This is a genomic window from Rhizobium sp. BK212 (assembly GCF_014197475.1).
GTDB lineage: Bacteria > Pseudomonadota > Alphaproteobacteria > Rhizobiales > Rhizobiaceae > Rhizobium > Rhizobium anhuiense.
In genome coordinates, this window is sequence record NZ_JACIFS010000005.1 from 309689 (window position 1) to 328882 (window position 19194).

Consider the following 19194-nt stretch of genomic DNA (forward strand, 5'->3'; position numbering starts at 1 on the left):
AATGGCAACGATCAACATCATCGACGTCAAGAAGAATTATGGTACCGTTCCAGCTGTCAAAGGCATCAACCTATCCGTTGCAGACGGCGAACTCATCGTCCTCGTCGGCCCCTCGGGCTGTGGCAAATCCACCCTGCTTCGCATGATTGCCGGGTTGGAAACGATCAGCGAAGGCCAGGTCGAGATTGCGGGCCGCAATGTCAATAAGGCAGAGCCGGCGGACCGCGATATCGCCATGGTCTTTCAAAACTATGCGCTTTATCCGCATATGACGGTACGCGGAAATCTCGAATATGGTTTGAAAAATCGCGGCACCGAACGGGCCGAAATCAACCGTCGTGTGGCGGAAGCCGCCGAGATCCTCGAAATCGGACCGATGTTGGATCGTAAACCTCGCGAACTCTCCGGCGGGCAGCGCCAGCGGGTTGCGATGGGGCGCGCCATCGTTCGCGAGCCGGCCGCCTTCCTGTTCGATGAGCCGCTGTCCAATCTCGATGCCAAATTGCGCGTGCAGATGCGAGTTGAAATTCGTCGGCTGCAACGGCGTCTCAAGACGACCAGCATCTACGTCACCCATGACCAACTTGAAGCGATGACCCTCGCAGACCGATTGGTCGTCATGAACGGCGGACTTGTCGAACAGGTCGGAACGCCAGTGGCAGTCTACGACCGTCCGGCAAGCTTGTTTGTCGCAGGCTTCATCGGCTCGCCGCCGATGAATCTGGTACCGATCGACGTCCTCAGGGCGGCCGACGGCGCTGGGACCCTGGCATTGCCTGCCGGTACCGACATGGTCGGGCTCCGCCCGGACGCGTTACTTGTTGCCAGGCCGGCAGAGCCTTCCGTCCGTCTCAACGCAACCGTCGAGTTGCTCGAGCCAATCGGGGGAGAAAGCCATCTGCATGTGCGATTGGGGGGGGGCCAGCAGACGGTTGTCCTGACCGTACCGGGTCGTCCGGACTTTGCCGAGAATGCGAATATCGACATCTTTGCACGTGTTGACGCGATGCACCCTTTTAATAGCGATACGGGAAAACGCACAGATTGACTCCAGTTTATTATTTCTCCATCCAACCTTCGAAGAAGACGAAAGAGATGAGACGATGACGACCGTAGAGTCGCGATCCGGGCCGAGACGCGGTGAAGTTCAGGCACATCGAGGCGCTTCTGCCGTTGCGCCTGAAAATACGATTGCTGCCTTTCGAGCGGCCGCGGACCAGGGCGCGGAATGGGTCGAACTCGACGTTGCACTTCTTGCCGACGGTACGCCGGTCGTGATCCACGACGTTTCCATCGACCGCTGTTCCTCGTCAAAGGGAAATCTGGCCAACCTCAACGCGTCGGATCTCGCGAGAATCGACGCTGGCTCGTGGTTCAGCCCAAAATTCAAAGGCGAACCGCTGCCGACGCTGGCCCGTGTCGTTTCCGCCTTGGGCGAACTCGGTCTCAATGCCAACGTCGAGATCAAGCAGCATGCTCATCACAAATCACTCGACCAGTTGGTCAAAGTCGTTGATGAACATTTGAAAGGGCGGGCGGCGCACACCAAGATCATGATCTCGAGCTTTGATGCCGCTGCGCTGAAGGGAATGCACGAAGTCGATCCAAGCTACGAGCTCGCCATGCTGTGGAGCAACCTGCCCGCGGATTGGTTGGATATCCTTCGGTCAATTCCCGCAAAGACCATCCATCTCGACTACAAGGCTCTGAGTGTCGGGTTTCTCGAGGAGGCCGTGCGTCGCGGCATCGCGGTGCGGGCATGGACTTGCAATGATCCCAAGCTGCTCGCGTCTTTCTGGGAGGTGGGTTTGACTGGGGTGATAACAGACGACCCCAGTGTCTACCTCACGTAAGGAGCGGCGATGGGGCAGCGGATCATATCGAGCCGACAACGTGAGATCCTTGCGCTGATCGAAACGGACGGTGTTCAGTACATCGAGGAACTGGCACGTCGGTACGATCTGACGACGCAGACGATCCGTCGCGATATCAATGCATTGTGCGATCTCGGGCACGCGCGCCGCTTCCACGGTGGCGTCGACCTGCCGGTCGAGGGCAGCAACATCTCGCTCAACGCTCGCGCCCAGCTCAACCGAAGGGCCAAGCGGCTTATCGCCAAGCGCGTCGCCGCCGACATAGGGGTCGACGCGACAGTGTTCCTCGGGATCGGCAGCACGGTTCGGTTCATTGCCGAGGCGCTGCGTGATCACCAGGGCCTGACGGTGATTACCAACAACATCCACGTCGCCTTGAGCCTTTGCGATGCTCCGAGTGTCGAGGTGCATTTGACGGGCGGCCTTTTGCGTCACGACGATCGCGACGTGGTGGGCACGGATGTGATCAGGTTCGTCGAAAAATTCTATGCGACTTACGCCGTCGTCGGCGCAGGCGCTCTAAGCCCGCTCAACGGTCTGATGGATTTCAGCTATAGCGAAGCCCAAATCACCAATGCCCTCCTTGAGAATTCACAAACGCAGATTCTGGCTGCAGACGTCAGCAAGTGGACGCGAAACGCTTCCGTGCGTGTGGCGCCATTCAGCAAACTCACCCGCTTTTATACGGATCGGCTGCCTGGCGAAGCGGCCGCCACCAATGCCCTCTCCGAGAGCGGCTTGGACGTGGTGACATGCAGCGAGGATATGGCATGAGCTATGTAGACCTTGCGCCATCAGCTCGTGAGTTACGGGACGTGCGCTACCTGTTCACCGACATCGACGATACCCTGACCACCGAAGGCAAGCTACTTCCGCAAACCTACCAAGCTCTCTGGGATCTCAGCCGGGCAGGCATTGCCGTCGTGCCGGTTACGGGCGGCTCCGCCGGTTGGTGCGAACACATCGTTCGTGCCTGGCCGGTGGCCGCGGTCGTCGGCGAAAGCGGCGCATATTGTGTCACCCGTCGGGACGGCGCAGTCGTCTTCGACTATTGGGAAGATGCCACCCTGCAGGCTGAGCGCCAACGCCTGCATCTCCAGTCAGTGAAAGAGCTGGTTTCGCGAAGGGGCAAGACGTTCAGAATTGCCCACGATCAGGTCTTCCGGCTGGCGGACGTCGCGATCGATATCCAGGGTCACGACCCGCATGAGGTCGAGGATCTCGCGTCCAGCATAAAAGCCATTGGCGGAACGGTTGCGATCAGCTCCATTCACATCAACACGTGGATCGGCAATTACGACAAGCGGTCGATGAGCGAACGCGTCTTAACCGAGATATTCGGTATCGACCCGGCTGAAACTCCCGCCGTTACCGCCTTCGTCGGCGACTCTCGAAACGATGCCCCGATGTTCGGCTTTATCCGCAACTCCTTCGGCGTCAACAATATCATTCCCGTCCTTCCGCAATTGCAGTACGCACCGAAGTGGGTCTCGTTGCAGCCCGCCGGCCTTGGTTTTGCTGATATTGCGAGAACGATCTTGCAAGCAGCAGCCGCAGGTGAATGAACGACGATCGACTTCGTGTCATGGCGGGGTGACGGCTCTAGAGAAATAATTCCGCGAAATCATACTGCGCAGCCGTGGCCACCAGCCGTCAGCTTTTGACCGAGCCGGCGGTCATGCCTGCCAGGAAATAGCGTTGGGCAACCAGGTAGAGTACCAGAAGGGGCAGGGAACCAAGCACGCTCATCGCCATCATCTCGTTCCATTCGAAGGCGTGCTGGCCCATCAGAAGCTGGATACCGATCGGAACGGTTCTGAGATCCATCGATTTCGTCAGCGTTAGCGCGAAGAGGAATTCGTTCCAGGCCAGCAGAAACGTGTAGACCGCCGTGGCGACGATCCCGGGGATGGAGACCGGAACGATGACGCGCCAGAGCGCCGTCCAGCTCGAGCCGCCGTCGACAAGGACGGCCTCGTCCAGCTCTTTCGGCAAGGTATTGAGATAGCCTGTCATTAGCAGGATGGCATAAGGCAGCGTGAAGACCATGTAGGTCAGGATCAGCGCCAGATAGGTATCGAAGATCCTGAAGGCGACCACCATGCCGAAATAGGGGATGAGAAGGGTGATCGGCGGAACGGTCTGGGTGCTGATGATGAAGATGTTCAAAGTATTCTTGAAGCGGAACTGATAGCGGCTGAATCCGTAGGCGGTCAGGATGGCGATAACCAGGGTCAGGCAGGTGACGACGCCGGCGACGAAGTAGCTGTTGATGAAGAAGCGCACTTTCACCGGATCGTTGAAGATCGTCAGATAGGCGGCCACCGTAAAGTCATCCGGCAGCAGCCGCGGCGGAAGGGCGAAGATTTCCGTATTCGATTTCAGCGAACTGAAAAACATCCAGACGATCGGGAAGGTCGAAAAGACCAGGCCGATCGCCAGGCCGAGATAGGTCAGGATGGTCGGCAATGCCGAGCTTTTGAAGGAACGCTTTGCCATGGCGGTCACCTGCGCTGCTGGTGTTTGATGTAGAAGTAGGTGACGCTCATCGAAATGATGAGGATGATCATCGCGCTCGCCGAAGCCAGGGAAAACTCATACTGGGAGAAGGCGAGCTTGTAGGTGAAAGTCGAGAGCACTTCCGTCGAATAGATCGGACCGCCGCCCGTCGTCATCCATACGAGTGGAAAAACCTGCATCGTCCAGATGAAGTCGAGAAGCGCGATGCTGATGATGATCGGCATCAATTGCGGAATGGTGATGTACCAGAATTTTTCGAGTTCGTTGGCACCGTCGATACCGGCTGCCTCGTAAAGCTCCTTCGAAATGCCCTGGAGGCCGGCGAGCAGGCTGACCATGTAGAGCGGGTAACCCGCCCAGATGTTTGCGAAGGTCAATGCATGAATGGCGGTGCGCGTCGAAGAGAACCACTCGACCTTGAAGTTGATGATATGGAGCGCCATCAGCACGCTGTTGACGACGCCGTTCGGATCGAGCAGCAGGCGCCAGATGATGGCGATGATGACGGCGGTGAACAGCCAGGGCAGGATGAAGAGCACGCGCAGGATGCTGCGAATGAGCGGATCGACGCGGTTGGTGTTCAACAGCAGCGCGAAGGCCAGGCCGATGATGAAATGGAAGACGACGCTCATGATGGTAAAATAAAGCGTCTGGGCGACCGACTGCCAGAAGACCGGATTCTCGAAGATGGTCAGGTAGTTCTGGACGCCTGCGAACGCCGCATCCTTTTTCATGATGGCGCCGTCCATCAGCGAATATTTGAAGACCATCACCATCGGGAACAGCATCAGCAGAACAAGCAGCAGAGTGGCGGGCGACACGTAGAAATACGGCACCAGCTTCCTCAAGGTGCTGTAACGAAGCCATCCTTTTCTTGGCGCTTTGGCGTGCGCAGCGACCAGAGCCGGAGCGGAATGATTCATGAGCTGTGAGTTCCCATTCTGCCGAGATTTGACGACTTGCACCGGCAGCGCAATCTGGCGCTGCCGGTGATTCGTGAAAGCGACGTGCTTTAGAACTTCGCGAGCCAGGCCTTCTGGGTATTGGCAGCCGCGTCCTTGGCCGACTGCCCGCCGTCGAACATCTTCTGAACTTCGACGTTCATGTCGCGCATCAGCTCTTCGGCAACCGGAAGACCGACGAATTCATTGGCAGGATAGCCGCTCTGGAAGATTTTGAAAGCTTCGGCGAAGATCGGGTCCGATGCCACAAAATCCGGCTTGGCGTGGACATTGCCGGGGAAGGCGTTGGCAATCGAAACCAGACGGCCGTTGACGTCTGGGCTCATCAGATATTCCACAAGCTTCCAGGCTTCTTCCTTGTGCTGGCTGCCTTCGCTGATACCAATGCCCCAGGAGGCATAAGGCATGCCGCGCTTGCCGGTGTAGCCGTCAGTGGCCGGCAAGGCGGAGATGCCGAAGTTGAGCTTCGGATTGCGCTCGCGGATGAGGTTCACGTGGGCGAGCGAGTCGACCATCATGCCGACGCGGCCGTTGACGAATTCCTCGACCTTGTCCTGTTCCTTCTTGGCGAAAATGCCGGGCGAAATAACGCCTTCCTTGTTGAGGGACGCGATATAATCGAGCGTGCCGACGACAGCGTCATTTTCGAGATCCGGCTTGCCGTCCTTCAGCATCGAGGCGCCCGAGGCCCAGACCCAGGACATGACGTCGTTCTGGATTCCGCTCGGCGACTGCAGCGACAGCGGCAGGACCCAGCCATACTGGTTCTTCGGCGCATCGGTCATCTTCTTCGCGGCTTCAGCGAATTCCGTGCGTGTGGTCGGCAACTTGTCGACGCCGGATGCCTTGGCGATATCGAGGTTGACGAAGACGGGATAGACGAAGGAAGCGAGCGGGAACATCACGCTCTTGCCATCGACCTTGACGATATCGGTGATCTGGCTCTTGTCGTACTTCGCCTTGTCCATCAGTTCGTCCATGGAGGCGATTGCGCCCTGCTTGGTCAGCCCGTTTACCCAGGCGCCATCCAGGCCCACCACGTCGCTCAGCGTTCCGGAGGCGGCGCCGACGACGATCTGGTCACGCGTCGTGGCATAGGGGCCGCTGACCAGCGTCACCTTGATGCCGGGGTTGGCGGCCTCGAAATCGTTCATGATGCCGCGCAGCGCCCCGGACGGCATTTCGGGTTCCCACCATTGTATGAATTCGATGGTCGTGTCGGCAAACGCCGACGTGGCGCAGAGCGCCCATACCGCCACGGCAGCCCGCATCGTCACGCTGAATTTTCTGATATTCATGTGTGCCTCCCATAGATTTTCAGTTAATCGATCCTCCTCAAGATCGTAGGCAAAGTAGGTTCCCTGAGGCACCTATCTGTCAATGAAGAACTGCGATCGAGAAAAGATGGGAGGCCCGTATTCATGGCGCGTTCGCGCACAACTAATTGAAATATAATAACAAAATTAATCGTTATCGTCCGAATTTTTTCGGAGCATTTGTGTTGCTTGTGACGCTTTTTTTCTTTACTTTCGTAAACAAATGAAAGTTTGCCCAACAAAACGAAAAGCGGAGACGCCCGCCGTCCTCACCGCAAATTTTCGAATTCGGGGCCTGAAACAAGCGTTTTTGCAACCATGCGGCGCGAGCACCTGACGTCGCAAGAGAGGAGAATATTTCGTTTTTCGAAAGAGAGCCGGGTCCGCAGCGAAAAGTCATGCCGGCCTGCCCGTTGATTTTCCCCGATTCCGGAAAACGAAGACCACCCTGTACAAATTGCCGAATGCGTGTGATGCGACATCATTTTCGATTCAGCGCACCGTCGCGCCGCCGATTAAGGAACTGAATGGCCAAGAAAAGTTATAAATCGATGGACGATTTTGCGGCCGCCTCCGGCGTATCGCGTCCGACGCTGTCGAAATATTTCGATGATCCCTCGCAGATCAAGGAAGTGACCCGCAAGCGTATCGAGGCGGCTCTCAAGAAGTCGAACTTCGAGCCGAATCTTTTCGCGCGGCATCTCAATCGCAAGCGGACCAGGAATATCGGGATTCTGGTCCCGACCATGTCGGATCCCTTTTATGTGCAGGTCGTGTCGCTGATCGAGCTGGAGTTGCGCGAAAGGGGATTCTGGCCTGTCCAGATCTCCTCGCACACGCGGCCCGAGCTGGAGGCGGAGGCCGTGCGGACCTTGCTCTCGCTGAAGGTCGCGGGTGCGATCGTGGCGCCGCTGGGCGCCGGTTCGCGGCGTTCCGCGCTGGAAAGACTAAAGGATGCAATCCCCGTCGTTTGCTTCGACAATCCTGCCAGCGGTGACCTTCCCTATGTCGGCAACGACAACGCGCAAAGCATGGCAGCCATTGTGCAATATCTCTGCCGATCCGGTGAGCCGCCGATCTTCCTGGAAATTCCGCATATGACCGAAAATGCCGGCGAGCGGCAGGCGGGCTATCGCGCGACCATGGCGAGGGAAGGGCATTCCCCGCTCGTCATCGATTGCGACGCGCCGCCTTCCTGGGAGTTCGAGCGTCTCGGATACGAGCAGATGCAGAGGATGCTTGCGCATGGCGGACTTCCCGGCAAAACGCTCCTCTGCGCCAACGACCGGTTCGCCTTCGGCGCGATGGCGGCGGCATTCGCCTCGGGACTGAAAATCGGCCGGAACGAGGCTTGCGACGTGCGCATCGCCGGGCACGACGACCACCCGCTGAGCCGATATACCTGCCCGTCGCTGACGACGATGGCCCAGAACGCATCCGAGATCGCCGCGAAATCCGTGGAGCTTTTGCTCGCGCATATCGAGAGCGAGGATGACGGAACGACCCCCGCCACGAACAAGGTGATCCTTGAGGCAACGCTTGTCATGCGCGACTCGGCTTGAGATCCGGTCGGCTTGAGATCCGGCGAGGGTTACGGCCTCAGCGGGTAAGCGCGGGGTCCATGGTGCGCCACGCCATTGCAAAGGCCTCAAGCGCCTCTTGCGCCTCCGGAATGGCCCGTCTCTTCGATACGAAGCCATGGATCTGTCCGGGCCAGGTCCGGCTTGTGGCCTGCGCTTCCCGGCTGAGCCGCTCGGCATAGCCTGCCCCTTCGTCGACCAGCACGTCGTGTCCGGCAAGGATCACGAAGGCCGGCGCCACACCGGCCAACGACATCGCGCTGAGCGGCGAAGCCCGCCAGTCCGACCTGCTCGCGGCTTCCGGCAGATAGTGGTCCCGGAACCATTTCATCGCCGCTGCCGTCAGGCCGAAACCCTCTGCGTAACGTGAGTAGCTGTCTGCGGCCTGCAACTGGTCGGTCACCGGATAGATCAGCACCTGGCCGATGACGGCCGGCACCTGTCCGTCCCGCGCCAGGAGGGCAACGACGGCGGCCAGATTGCCGCCGGCGCTATCGCCGCCGACGATAATGCGCGAGGGATCAATACCGAGTGCATCGGCCTGCTCCGTCATCCAGACAAGTGTGGCAGCGCAATCGTCGATCGCGGCCGGAAACGGATGTTCCGGGGCCAGGCGATAGTCGGGTGAAACCACGACGGCGCCTGCCATATTGGCGAGCGTCCGGCAGATATCCTCATGGGTTTCCGGCGCGCCGATCACAAAGCCGCCACCATGAAGATAAAGCAGGGCCGGCGCCCCTTGGCGCGGCGCTGCTTGGCCGCGCCATATCTTCACCCTGATGGCGCCCACACGTCTTTCCAACATCTCTGCCACCTCTTCGAGTGGCCACTGGATGCCTGCGAAACTGTCCAGATACTGCTGCCGCGCCTGCGCCGGCGTGCAGCTTTCCACCGCCGTTTCCGGATCGCCAGGCCATGCAAGGGCGCGTTTGGCGGATTCGTCCAGTTGCGTCATGCGAGCAAGCTCCTTGCTTCGTCTTCCCGCAATTCTTTCGGCTGCGCGACGATACCCGCAATGGTCTGCGCGACGCCGGTTTCACCGGCACGCAGGATCGCTTCCATGACTTCGAGCACATGCAGGGCGAGATCGCCCGAAGCGCGTGGCGTGCGGCCTTCGATGATTGCGCGCGCGAGATCGGCAAGGCCAAGCATGCGGTAGTTGGCGCGATCAGGCGCGGCGATCGGCCAGTTGACGGCCCCGAAGAGTTCGCCTGATGTATCCGTTTCCTGCCAGGGAGCGCCACGGCTGGAGAGCGCGACGGAGCCGCCGAAATTGTCGGGGTCGGGCAGGCGCAGCGAGCCTTCGGTACCGTGGAGCTCGATCGGGTGGTTGGAGTGGCGGAAGACGTCCCAGGAGGTGCCGAAGGTGACGGTGGCGCCGCAATCGAATTCCAGCAGCGACAGCACGCTGGTCGGCGTGCCGACCTTGAACGTGGTGCCCTGTTTCGCCCCCTCGGCGGTGATGAGCCGTTCTTCCTGCCCGCTTGTGGCGACCGCCTGCACACGGCGGATTGGCCCCATGAGATTGACCATCATCGTCAGATAGTAAGGCCCCATATCCATGACCGGGCCGGCGCCGGCCTGGTAGTAGAAGCTGGGATCGGGATGCCAGTGCTCCATGCCGCGCCCCATCATGAAGGCCGTTCCCGTCACCGGCTTGCCGATGGCGCCGGCTTCCATCTGCCGCCGGGCATGGCGCCCGGCTGCCCCCAGGAACGTGTCCGGCGCCGAGCCGAGCATAAGGTCCTTGGTGGCGGCCGCATCCACCAGCCGGCGTCCTTCCGCGGACGTGACGCCGAGCGGCTTCTCGGTGAAGACATGCTTGCCTGCCGACAGCGCCCGCGTCGAAACGTCGAAATGCGCAGCCGGGATCGTCAGATTGAGGATGAGGTCGATGTCCTTGTCGTCAATGAGGCTATCGACGTCGGCCGCGCGCAGATTGAATTCCGCCGCGCGGCGCTTGGCGGCGTCGGCGTTAAGATCCGCACAGGCAATGATTTCGACGCCGCGGAACAGCGGCGCGTTGCGCATATAGGCGAGCGAAATGTTGCCGCATCCCACAACGCCGATCCTGAGTTTCATGCCATTGGTCTGTGTCATCGAGGAACCTGATTTTGCCGTTGCGGCTGCGGAGAGTTGAGGGTGCGTTACGTTTTAAGCGCAGGGAATAAATTATATTGACGCACGGTAACATTTGACCGTACGTAATGACAAGACACTGGGGTCGCAATCTCCGAAGAAGAGCCGCCCTTCCGGTTTTCGATCCGCACTCCCTGCGGAAGGGCTTTCGGCCGGCGAGGCGAAATGGCCCGAGGACTTCGGTATCGGCTGTTATCAATAAATAGGTCAGGACCAAGATATGAAAAATGCTGAGCTGCAGATCGGCTGCCAGACATTCACCTGGGAGATGCTCGGCGCAGGCTGGAGCGGCGGCCCGGACGATCTGGTACGCGCCGTCGCCGATGGCGGATATACCGGCATCGAAATCACCGACACGATGATCGGTCACTACGCGCTCAATCCTGCCGATTTTGCCCGTACTCTGACAGACGCCGGTTTGACGCTGGTTTCCTTTGCCTTCGGCTCCGCCAGCGGCTTCACGGTGGCGGAAAAGATTGCCTCCGATCTCGACACGGCGCGGCGATGGGTCGATTTCGCGGCGAACTTTCCCGGTGCGATGGTCTCGATGGGATCGGCGACGGTCGTTTCGGATGGCCCGCGCGATGAGAAGTTCGCCATTGCGGCCGAGTGCTACAATCGTGCAACCGAGATTGGGCAGTCGGCCGGTGTCGCCGTTGCCGTCCATCCTTCCTCGCACCACAACACGCTCCTCTTCACCCGCTGGGATTATGACCGCCTGTTTGCTCTCTTGGACTCGCGCGTGGGCTGGGTGCCTGATACCGGCCATATCCTGCGTGGCGGCCAGCAGATCGGCGATACGCTGGCGGCCTACCGGGAGCGTATCCGCTACGTGCATCTGAAGGATGTCGACGCCGGTGGCGTCTGGGCGATGCTGGGCGACGGCGTCTGCGACGTGCCTGCCGTGATTTCGGCCGTTCGGGATGCGCCGAAGTTTACTGGCTGGATCGTGGTCGAGGAAGAATCGGACCACGCCGGAACCGATCCCGCCGCGGCGGTTCGGGTGAACCGCGAGACGCTTCGACGTCTCGGATTTTAGCCGGCCTCGTTTTCCCCGCTGTCGGCCTGAACCGTCGATCGGAGCCCAAGTCTCTGCTGGCGTTCTTACGCAGCGAAGAGGTGGACGGCAGGTCACGCGTAGCGCACCTCCACGCCGAGCTTGTCCAGCCGGTGGCGGATGCTGTGCGGCATGTTGCTGTCGGTGATGATCAGGTCGACGCGCGACAGCGAGAAGGCTTTGGAGGAGGCGCCGATGTCGAATTTGCTCGAATCCGCCACGAGGACGACACGCCGGGCCATGCGAACCAGGTTGCGCTTGGTCCGGGCGATATCCTCGGAGACGTCGACGACATCGAAGGCCTGATCGATCGCGTGGGCACCGACAAAGGCCTGGTGGGCGACGAGGCCGCCGACCGCCTTGTCGGAGTCCGAAACGATCGTGCTCACGGTGCTCGGAAACACGCGGCCGCCGATCATGTGCACGTCGAGCCCCGGCCGGTACATCAGATGTTGTGCGATGTTCATCGCCGTCGTCGCAACCACGACGTTGTTGACCGGCGGCATCTGCATGGCCACCTGCAGCAGCGTCGAGCCGCTGTCGAAGACGATCGACTGGTTGTCGATGATCTGTCGCGCAGCCATCTGGGCGATGCGCCGTTTCGCATCGAAATTGCGCTGCATGCGTTCCTCGAAGGCCGCCGCCGGCGAGTCGGACGGCAGGGCGATCGCGCCGCCATGCGTTTTGATCAGCTGCTTCTTCGCGTCCATGATTTCGAGATCGGAGCGGATCGTCACTTCCGAGACCTCGAAGAATTCAGCCAGCTGGCGGGTGCGTGCCTGACCCACCCGCTGAAGTTCCAGCATGATCTGCTGCCGCCTCTGTTCTGCAAGCATATGTGATCCCGACTGTCGCTTTTTGCGACTATCTGACTTTTGAAAAACGAAAGCTTGAGCTCCCAGCTCACAGCTTCTGCTGCAAAACTAGCCGTTGAACGACGAAAATGCACGTCAAAAATTCCTTCGTCACGTAAAAACGAAAGAAATCGAAATATTGAATGTTTGTTTGTTTTCGAGTTAGGTTCTCCAACAATTGAAAAACCAGCCATCACAAAGGGAAGTCTCGCCATGGGTCTCGGAACCAAAGTCCGCCTCGCACGCCTGTTCTCGAACCCCTCGGGTCATTTGTTCGGAGGCGCCGTCGATCATTTTGTCGGTTATGGCAATGTACGTGAGGGCGGGCTTGCCGACCTGCCGGGCGCGCTCCGGCGCGTCATGGCTGGGGGGCCGGACTACATCAGCATCCAGCCTGGTGCGGCGCGTCACCTCTGGTCGGAATATGCCGGAAAGGCAGCGCTCGTCATTCAGGGCGGTTGCTTCACCGCCGACGACCGCATTCGCCAGCTGATTGCCACCCCGGAAGATGCCGTGCGCTATGGTGCGGACGCTCTGGCGGTCGCCATTCCCGTGCGCGGCGCCACCGAAGGAGAGTATATCCGCTGGCTCACCGATACGGTCAACGCCGCCGCCCGTTTCGAGATGCCGGTTGTCGCCCATGTCTATCCCCGCGATTTCTCCGACGGCGGCAAGATCGTGTTCACGCCGGATGAGATTGCCTATGCGGTGCGCATCGGCTTCGAGGCCGGCGTCGACGTGATCAAGGTCGGCTATACCGGCGATTTCGAGTCCTTCCGGGAGACCGTTGCGACCTGCCCGATTCCGGTGGTGATCGCCGGCGGCCCGAAAACCGATACGCTGCTCGGAGCGCTCGTCCAGACTTCCGAAGCGTTGCGCGCTGGCGCCAGAGGCGCGGTTGTCGGTCGCAACCTTTGGGGTCATGGCGATACGACCATGGCCGCGCGCGCCTTCAAGCTCGTCATTCATAAGGGGATGGCGCCGGAGGAGGCGCTGGCGGCGGCCGGTGCTTGAGGCGTGTCGCGCCCTTTCCAGGTTCTGGGCTTCGGCGCCCTGGCAATCGATGACATCATCTATGTCGATCGGGGGCTGACGGCCGGCAAGGGGAAGGTGACGAAACGCGCCACCGACCATGGCGGCAACGTGGCGACGGCCCTTGTTGCCGTAGCCCGGCTGGGCGGGCGCGCCGGCTTCATCGGCTGGCTCGGCGATGAGCCCGCGACTGATGTGGCCGGCAGCGAACTCGAGCGTGACGGCGTCGACATATCGCTGGCTCCCCGCCATGCGGATGCCGCTCCGATCCGCTCCGTGATCACGGTCGGTCCCGACGGCGACCGGTTCATTGCCTATGACGACGATGTTCTGCACGGCACGTCGGATGCGCTGCCCGACGATGTTCTGCTGCAGGCCCCGGTGCTGCTGATCGACGGTTATGCCACGCACTCGGAAAGCGTCGTGGCCCGCGCACGCGCCTTGGGCCTAGCCGTGATTGCCGATATCGAATGGACGGTCGGTGCTACGACGGATCGGATATTGGCTTTCGCTGACCATCTGGTGCTGCCGCTCGCCTTCGGGCAGGAATATACCGGCGAGCGTGATCCGACGATGATCCTGGACAAGCTCTGGTCTGCGGATCGGTCCGCTGTTGTCCTCACTGATGGCGAACGGGGGACCTACCTCCGCCAGAGTGGCGATGCCGTCCGGTGGCATGTGCCGGCTTATCCAGTACAAGCGGTCGATACCACAGGCGCCGGGGACTGTTTTCACGGGGCCTACGCTCTTGCCCTCGCGGAAGGGAAAAGCCCGCTGGATTGCGTTGCCTATGCTACGGCGGCTGCCGCCATTTCCGTGACCGCACGGGGAGGGCGCCGGGGCCTGCCGGACAACCGGACATGCCTGGCATGGATGGCGGCGGAGAATGCGCCGGTGCCGCTCGCGTTGCCCCAGTGCCGGGAATGAGCGCGGGGTGACTGATGTCGACGCTTGCCGATCGGTCGAGTGAAACCTCGCTGGTGGATAATTGATCGCACGGCGAGATCTCTCAACACCTGCAGCACGGCCATAAAAATTACGCGCGATAAAAAATAAAATCTCGCAACTAAACATCATAAATATCTATATTTTTCAAATATATATGGAGAATTATAGGCACTTTCTGGCGAGTCATACCTCGATTCTTTTGTTGACTTTGAGGCGCAGTCCTGAGCCTTCTTGTCGAAAGGATCGGAGACGGCGGGGAGCGCCGTCTGAAGATGTGATCCGACTGGTACGGGAGGACGAGACGTGGCCGTGGTTGTACTGGACAAAATCTGCAAGACCTATGGCAACAGCTACCATGCGATCAAGGATCTGAGCCTGACGATCCATGACGGCGAGTTTCTGATCCTGGTCGGTCCGTCCGGATGCGGAAAATCGACTGCGCTGCGCATGATTGCCGGGCTCGAGGAAATCAGCAGCGGAACCCTGAGCATCGGCGGCCAGGACGTGGTGGATCTCGCGCCCAAGGACCGGGACATTGCCATGGTCTTTCAAAGCTATGCGCTTTACCCGCACATGACCGTGTTCGACAACATCGCTTTCTCGATGAAGCTGGCCGGAAAGAGCAAGGCCGAACGCACCAAGCGCGTGCATGAGATCGCCAAGATCCTGCAGCTGGAAGCCTTGTTGGGCAACAAGCCCGCACAGCTTTCCGGCGGCCAGCGCCAGCGTGTTGCGATGGGCCGCGCCATGGTCCGCGAGCCGGCGGCATTCCTCATGGACGAACCGCTCTCGAACCTCGATGCGAAGCTGCGCGTGCAGATGCGGGCGGAGATCGCCAGCCTGCAGCGACAGCTGGGCGTGACGACGATCTACGTGACGCATGACCAGACCGAAGCGCTGACCATGGGCGATCGGGTCGCGGTGCTGAAGGGCGGCGTGCTTCAGCAGGTGGATACGCCCAAGGCTTTGTATCACCGCCCGGTCAACGCCTTTGTCGCCGGTTTTATCGGTTCGCCGTCGATGAACCTGTTCGAGGGGCGTCTGGAGGGCGGGCGAATTCATCTGCCGGGCTTTTCCATTCCCTTGATCGACGGCGCCTTCGAACGCGCGCCCGGTCTTTCCGCCTTCGAGGGAAATTCCGTGATCTTTGGGGTCAGGCCTGAGGATCTCTATGACAGCCGGTTGCCGTCCGGTGCTTCGTATCCGACGATCCCGGTGGTCGTGAAGTCGATCGAGGAACTCGGCTCCGAGCTGATCGTGCATTTGAAGATCGACGCGGTGCGGATCGACTCGGGCGATCCCGATGCCGTTGAAGACCTGAGCGGGGCCGCCAACGCCGTCGCGCGGTTCGAAGCGGTCAGCGGGGTCGAGACAGGTCAATCGATCGATCTGGCAATCGACCCGGCGAAACTACACTTTTTCCATCCTCAAACGCATATGGCGCTCTGAAGTGACGAGCGAAAGAAGGGCTCATCGATGCCAGCAAAACAGGAACGACGTCTCCGCATCGGCGTATTGGGAGCGGGCCAGATTGCCCAGGCCGCGCACTTCGAGAGCTGCACCAAGGCAGCCAATGCCGACCTCTATGCGATTTGCGACGTTGCCGAGGATCTCCGCGAACGTATGGCAATCACCCACGGAGCGGAAAAAACCTATGGTGATTACGACAGGATGCTGGCCGATCCCGACCTCGATGCCGTGATCATCGCCACCGCCGATGCGTTTCACGTCCCGGCCTCCATTCGCGCTCTTCAGGCGGGCAAGCATGTCCTGTGCGAGAAACCCGTCGGTGTCACCATTGAGGAATGCCTTGAACTGAAGGCCGCTGTCGAGACGTCGGGAAAGGTGTTTCAGGTCGGGCACATGAAGCGTTTCGACGCGGGACTCCAGGCTGCCAAATCCTTCATCCGCAATGAAATGGGCGAGATAGTCGCTCTGAAAGCCTGGTATTGCGACAGTACGCACCGCTATCCGATGACCGATGCGGTCCAGCCCCTGATCGTCACCAGCGCCAATGCGAAAAAGCCCTCGGCCAATCCGAAAGCCGACCTGCGGCGCTACTACATGCTTGCGCACGGTTGCCATCTGATCGACACCGCACGTTATTTCGCCGGCGACATCGTTTCCGTCAACGCGCGCCTGTCCGAGCGCGGGGGCATCTGGTGCTGGTTCGTGGACGTGGAATTTGCCTCCGGCACGCTCGGCCATCTCGATCTCACCGTCCAGGTGCGCATGGACTGGCACGAAGGCTTCCAGATCTATGGCCGAAATGGCAGCATTTTGGGCAAAACTTATAACCCATGGTACTACAAGACCAGCGAGGTGGACATTTTCCGCGAAGCGGACGGCGCCACTCATCGCGTTCTCGGCGCCGACGGCCATTTCTACCGCCGCCAGGTCGAAGGCTTCGCCCGCACCATTCTGGAGGGCGCGGTGATGGAAGGCGCCGACATCGATGATGGCGTGGCATCCGTACGAGCCATGGTCGCCGTCGCGCGTTCGGCCGAAAGCGGCAAGTCGGTTGCGCTGGCTGACGTCACGGGCGGCGTGTGATGAAGCTCGGCATCTTCGCAAAGACCTTCGAGGGAACGGAGCCCTTGACCGTCCTCAATTCGGTCGCTGCGGCCGGGTTCACCTGCGCCCAATACAATATGGCCTGTTCAGGCCTTCCGCCGATGCCGGAGAGCATCACGCCAGCCCAGGCCCGCTCGGTCGCCGACGCTGCGCTGAGCAGCGGCGTCGAGATCGTTGCCGTTTCCGGCACCTTCAACATGATCCATCCGGATCCCGCCGTGCGCGAGGCCGGCCTTCGCAATCTGGCGACATTGGCCGAGCGTTGCGCCGGCATGTCGACCGACCTGATTACGCTCTGCACCGGCACGCGCGACCCCATCGACCAGTGGAAGGCCCACGCCGACAACGACACGCCGGAGGCGTGGCGGGATCTCCTCGAAGCCATGGAGACGGCCATCGAGATTGCCGAGCGCTATGATGTGGATCTCGGCATCGAGCCCGAGCTTGCCAATGTCGTCAACTCGGCTGAGAAAGCCGATCGGCTGATCACGGCACTGAAGAGCCCCCGCATCAAGATCGTGCTCGACCCGGCCAATCTCTTCGAGGTCGCAACGCTGGATGAGCAGCGGCGCATCGTGTCTTCCGCCATCGACCTCCTGGCCGATCGGATCGTCATGGCGCATGCGAAAGACCGCAATCCTGACGGTCGTTTCGCGACCGCCGGCAAGGGTGTCCTCGACTATGGGCATTATCTCGGCCGGCTCAAGGCGATCGGCTTTGACGGCAGTCTCGTCACGCATGGTCTTTCGGCCTCGGAGGCGGCCGGTGTGGCGGCCTTCCTGAAGAATAGCCTCGACGGTAATTCTGCGGAGGCAGGAAGATGAGACGAGGTCAACCGTTCGAAACCAGCGACGGGACCATTCTCAATGTGGATACGGCGGGCGAGGGCGTGTCCGTCATCTTCCAGCATGGCCTATGCGGAGATGCGGCGCAGACCGATGAGGTCTTTCCGCCCGACATGGGTTTCCGCCGGGTGACCATCGAAGCGCGCGGCCACGGCCAGTCCCAAGCCGGCAATCCGGAGCAAATGTCGATCGCGACCTTCTGCGATGATATCGCCGCCTATATCGAGAAAAACCTCGCATGGCCGGTCGTGATCGGCGGCATCTCGATGGGGGCTGCGATCGCCTTGCGTCTCGCAGTCAAACGGCCCGATCTCGTCAAGGCTCTGATCATTGCAAGGCCGGCCTGGCTGACGGCGTCGGCGCCGGAGAATATGGCGCCCAGCGCCGAAGTCGGGCGGCTTGTGAAAACTCTGCCGCCGGGCGAGGCGAAGGCCGCATTCCTGGCCGGGCCGGTGGGCCTGCGGCTCGCCGCCGAGGCGCCGGACAATCTGGCCTCGCTTGCCGGTTTTTTCTCCCGCATGCCTTTGGATGTGACCGCCGAACTGCTCACCAGGATCTCAAATGACGGTCCTGATGTGACCGAAGAGGAAGTCCGCGGTCTCACTACGCCGACGCTCGTCATCGGCCATGAGCGGGACAGCATTCATCCTCTCGCCTATGCGCGCGCGCTTGCCGAACGGATTGCCGGCGCGCGCTTCGCGCAGATCACCCCGAAGACTGAGAGCCGTCCGCAATATGTCGCGGACTTCCGGCTTGCCATGAGCAATTATCTGAAGGAGCTCTGAAACAATGACCCCCTCCAGGACCTGGATCGAAGACCTTCCGAAGGATCGCCTGATCGCGGAATTCTCTGTCTGGTCGGCCGATCTCGTGCATTTGGCGGATGATATCGCGCGTGTCGATCCTCACGTCGACATTCTGCATATCGATGTCGCCGATGGCCATTTCGCGCCGGCCATGTTGTTTTTCCCCGACCTCGTTGCCGGGGTGCGCAAAGTCTCCGCGCGCCCGATCCATGTTCACCTGATGGTCGCCGACAGCATCATCCTGTCGCAGATCGAGCAATTCGCCGATGCGGGCAGCGACCTGATCAGTCTTCATGTTGAAAATGAAAGCGTCGCCGACCAGGCTCTCGATCTTCTCGACCGTCGTGGTGTCGCAGCCGGCATGGTCCTCAAGGTCGATACCCCCGTCGAGCGGGTCGAAAGATATGTCTCCCGCTTGAATTTCGTGACATTGCTCGGCACGGCGATCGGCGTGAAGGGCCAGGGCCTCGACGAAAAGGCCGGCGCCCGGCTGCAACAGGCCAAGCAGATCATTGCCGGCTGCGGTGCGGCGCATCGGATCGTGCTTGCGGCCGACGGCGGTATTCGCGAGCACACCGTGCCTCTCCTGCGCCAGTCGGGTGCGGAGACGGTCGTTCTCGGCTCCCTGGCTTTCAATGCGCCATCGCTCGACGAGCGTATGGCATGGCTCCGCGCACTCTAACTCAT

The 19194-nt window shown here is 60.5% G+C and carries 19 protein-coding genes; 13 read left to right on the forward strand and 6 right to left on the reverse strand.

Features of this window, described 5'->3' with window-relative positions:
* Window position 1: 1 nt before the first annotated feature.
* From FHT79_RS18805 to FHT79_RS18820, 4 genes are read left to right on the forward strand one after another with little or no spacing between them, the layout of a single operon-like run.
* Window positions 2-1048 (forward strand): sn-glycerol-3-phosphate import ATP-binding protein UgpC, encoded by a 1047-nt coding sequence (locus FHT79_RS18805; protein ID WP_047619035.1) that lies wholly within the window; start codon window positions 2-4, stop codon window positions 1046-1048.
* 55 nt (window positions 1049-1103) lie between these two features.
* Window positions 1104-1853 carry a glycerophosphoryl diester phosphodiesterase gene (locus FHT79_RS18810; protein ID WP_047619032.1) on the forward strand — a complete coding sequence of 250 codons (750 nt, stop codon included), beginning with the start codon at window positions 1104-1106 and terminating at the stop codon, window positions 1851-1853.
* A gap of 9 nt (window positions 1854-1862) precedes the next feature.
* On the forward strand, window positions 1863-2648 hold the full coding sequence (locus FHT79_RS18815; RefSeq protein ID WP_183903922.1) for a DeoR/GlpR family DNA-binding transcription regulator: 786 nt from the start codon (window positions 1863-1865) through the stop codon (window positions 2646-2648).
* The gene (locus tag FHT79_RS18820) at window positions 2645-3439 is read left to right on the forward strand and encodes an HAD-IIB family hydrolase (protein ID WP_048338470.1); all 795 of its coding nucleotides are present in this window, start codon (window positions 2645-2647) and stop codon (window positions 3437-3439) included. The genes FHT79_RS18815 and FHT79_RS18820 overlap by 4 nt, the downstream gene beginning before the upstream one ends.
* 88 nt (window positions 3440-3527) lie before the next feature.
* On the opposite strand, the gene FHT79_RS18825 is transcribed toward FHT79_RS18820, so the two are convergent.
* The 3 genes from FHT79_RS18825 to FHT79_RS18835 form a co-directional block, all read right to left on the reverse strand.
* Window positions 3528-4373, reverse strand: a complete 846-nt coding sequence (locus tag FHT79_RS18825; RefSeq protein ID WP_028758670.1) for a carbohydrate ABC transporter permease — start codon at window positions 4371-4373, stop codon at window positions 3528-3530.
* A 5-nt stretch (window positions 4374-4378) separates the two neighbouring features.
* Window positions 4379-5317, reverse strand: a complete 939-nt coding sequence (locus FHT79_RS18830; protein WP_028758669.1) for a sugar ABC transporter permease — start codon at window positions 5315-5317, stop codon at window positions 4379-4381.
* A gap of 89 nt (window positions 5318-5406) precedes the next feature.
* Window positions 5407-6654 carry a sugar ABC transporter substrate-binding protein gene (locus FHT79_RS18835; RefSeq protein ID WP_132575460.1) on the reverse strand — a complete coding sequence of 416 codons (1248 nt, stop codon included), beginning with the start codon at window positions 6652-6654 and terminating at the stop codon, window positions 5407-5409.
* Between the two features lie 545 nt (window positions 6655-7199).
* Between FHT79_RS18835 and FHT79_RS18840 the strand changes: the two genes are divergently transcribed.
* Window positions 7200-8234 carry a LacI family DNA-binding transcriptional regulator gene (locus FHT79_RS18840; RefSeq protein WP_028758667.1) on the forward strand — a complete coding sequence of 345 codons (1035 nt, stop codon included), beginning with the start codon at window positions 7200-7202 and terminating at the stop codon, window positions 8232-8234.
* Window positions 8235-8271: 37 nt separating this feature from the next.
* On the opposite strand, the gene FHT79_RS18845 is transcribed toward FHT79_RS18840, so the two are convergent.
* Window positions 8272-9207, reverse strand: coding sequence for an alpha/beta hydrolase (locus tag FHT79_RS18845; RefSeq protein ID WP_183903923.1), 936 nt, complete (start codon window positions 9205-9207; stop codon window positions 8272-8274).
* Window positions 9204-10352: a Gfo/Idh/MocA family oxidoreductase gene (locus FHT79_RS18850; protein WP_028758665.1), complete on the reverse strand. Its 1149-nt coding sequence runs from the start codon at window positions 10350-10352 to the stop codon at window positions 9204-9206. Before FHT79_RS18850 ends, FHT79_RS18845 begins: the two co-directional genes overlap by 4 nt.
* 259 nt (window positions 10353-10611) lie before the next feature.
* Between FHT79_RS18850 and FHT79_RS18855 the strand changes: the two genes are divergently transcribed.
* Window positions 10612-11430: a sugar phosphate isomerase/epimerase gene (locus FHT79_RS18855; protein WP_028758620.1), complete on the forward strand. Its 819-nt coding sequence runs from the start codon at window positions 10612-10614 to the stop codon at window positions 11428-11430.
* Window positions 11431-11522: 92 nt separating this feature from the next.
* Here FHT79_RS18855 and FHT79_RS18860 read toward each other — a convergent pair whose 3' ends face one another.
* Window positions 11523-12284: a DeoR/GlpR family DNA-binding transcription regulator gene (locus FHT79_RS18860; RefSeq protein WP_028758619.1), complete on the reverse strand. Its 762-nt coding sequence runs from the start codon at window positions 12282-12284 to the stop codon at window positions 11523-11525.
* Window positions 12285-12515: 231 nt separating this feature from the next.
* Between FHT79_RS18860 and FHT79_RS18865 the strand changes: the two genes are divergently transcribed.
* The 7 genes from FHT79_RS18865 to FHT79_RS18895 all read left to right on the forward strand — a co-directional run bounded on the left by FHT79_RS18865 (window position 12516) and on the right by FHT79_RS18895 (window position 19189).
* A complete protein-coding gene (locus tag FHT79_RS18865) occupies window positions 12516-13316 on the forward strand; it encodes a class I fructose-bisphosphate aldolase (protein ID WP_028758618.1) in 801 nt (266 codons plus the stop codon).
* Between the two features lie 3 nt (window positions 13317-13319).
* A complete protein-coding gene (locus tag FHT79_RS18870) occupies window positions 13320-14261 on the forward strand; it encodes a PfkB family carbohydrate kinase (RefSeq protein ID WP_028758617.1) in 942 nt (313 codons plus the stop codon).
* A 324-nt stretch (window positions 14262-14585) separates the two neighbouring features.
* The gene (ugpC, locus tag FHT79_RS18875) at window positions 14586-15731 is read left to right on the forward strand and encodes a sn-glycerol-3-phosphate ABC transporter ATP-binding protein UgpC (RefSeq protein ID WP_028758616.1); all 1146 of its coding nucleotides are present in this window, start codon (window positions 14586-14588) and stop codon (window positions 15729-15731) included.
* 27 nt (window positions 15732-15758) lie between these two features.
* On the forward strand, window positions 15759-16835 hold the full coding sequence (locus tag FHT79_RS18880) for a Gfo/Idh/MocA family oxidoreductase (RefSeq protein WP_028758615.1): 1077 nt from the start codon (window positions 15759-15761) through the stop codon (window positions 16833-16835).
* Window positions 16835-17680, forward strand: a complete 846-nt coding sequence (locus tag FHT79_RS18885; protein WP_028758614.1) for a sugar phosphate isomerase/epimerase — start codon at window positions 16835-16837, stop codon at window positions 17678-17680. Before FHT79_RS18880 ends, FHT79_RS18885 begins: the two co-directional genes overlap by 1 nt.
* A complete protein-coding gene (locus FHT79_RS18890) occupies window positions 17677-18486 on the forward strand; it encodes an alpha/beta hydrolase (protein WP_028758613.1) in 810 nt (269 codons plus the stop codon). The genes FHT79_RS18885 and FHT79_RS18890 overlap by 4 nt, the downstream gene beginning before the upstream one ends.
* A gap of 4 nt (window positions 18487-18490) precedes the next feature.
* Complete coding sequence (locus tag FHT79_RS18895) at window positions 18491-19189, forward strand: ribulose-phosphate 3-epimerase (RefSeq protein WP_028758612.1); 699 nt, start codon at window positions 18491-18493, stop codon at window positions 19187-19189.
* Window positions 19190-19194: the final 5 nt, after the last annotated feature.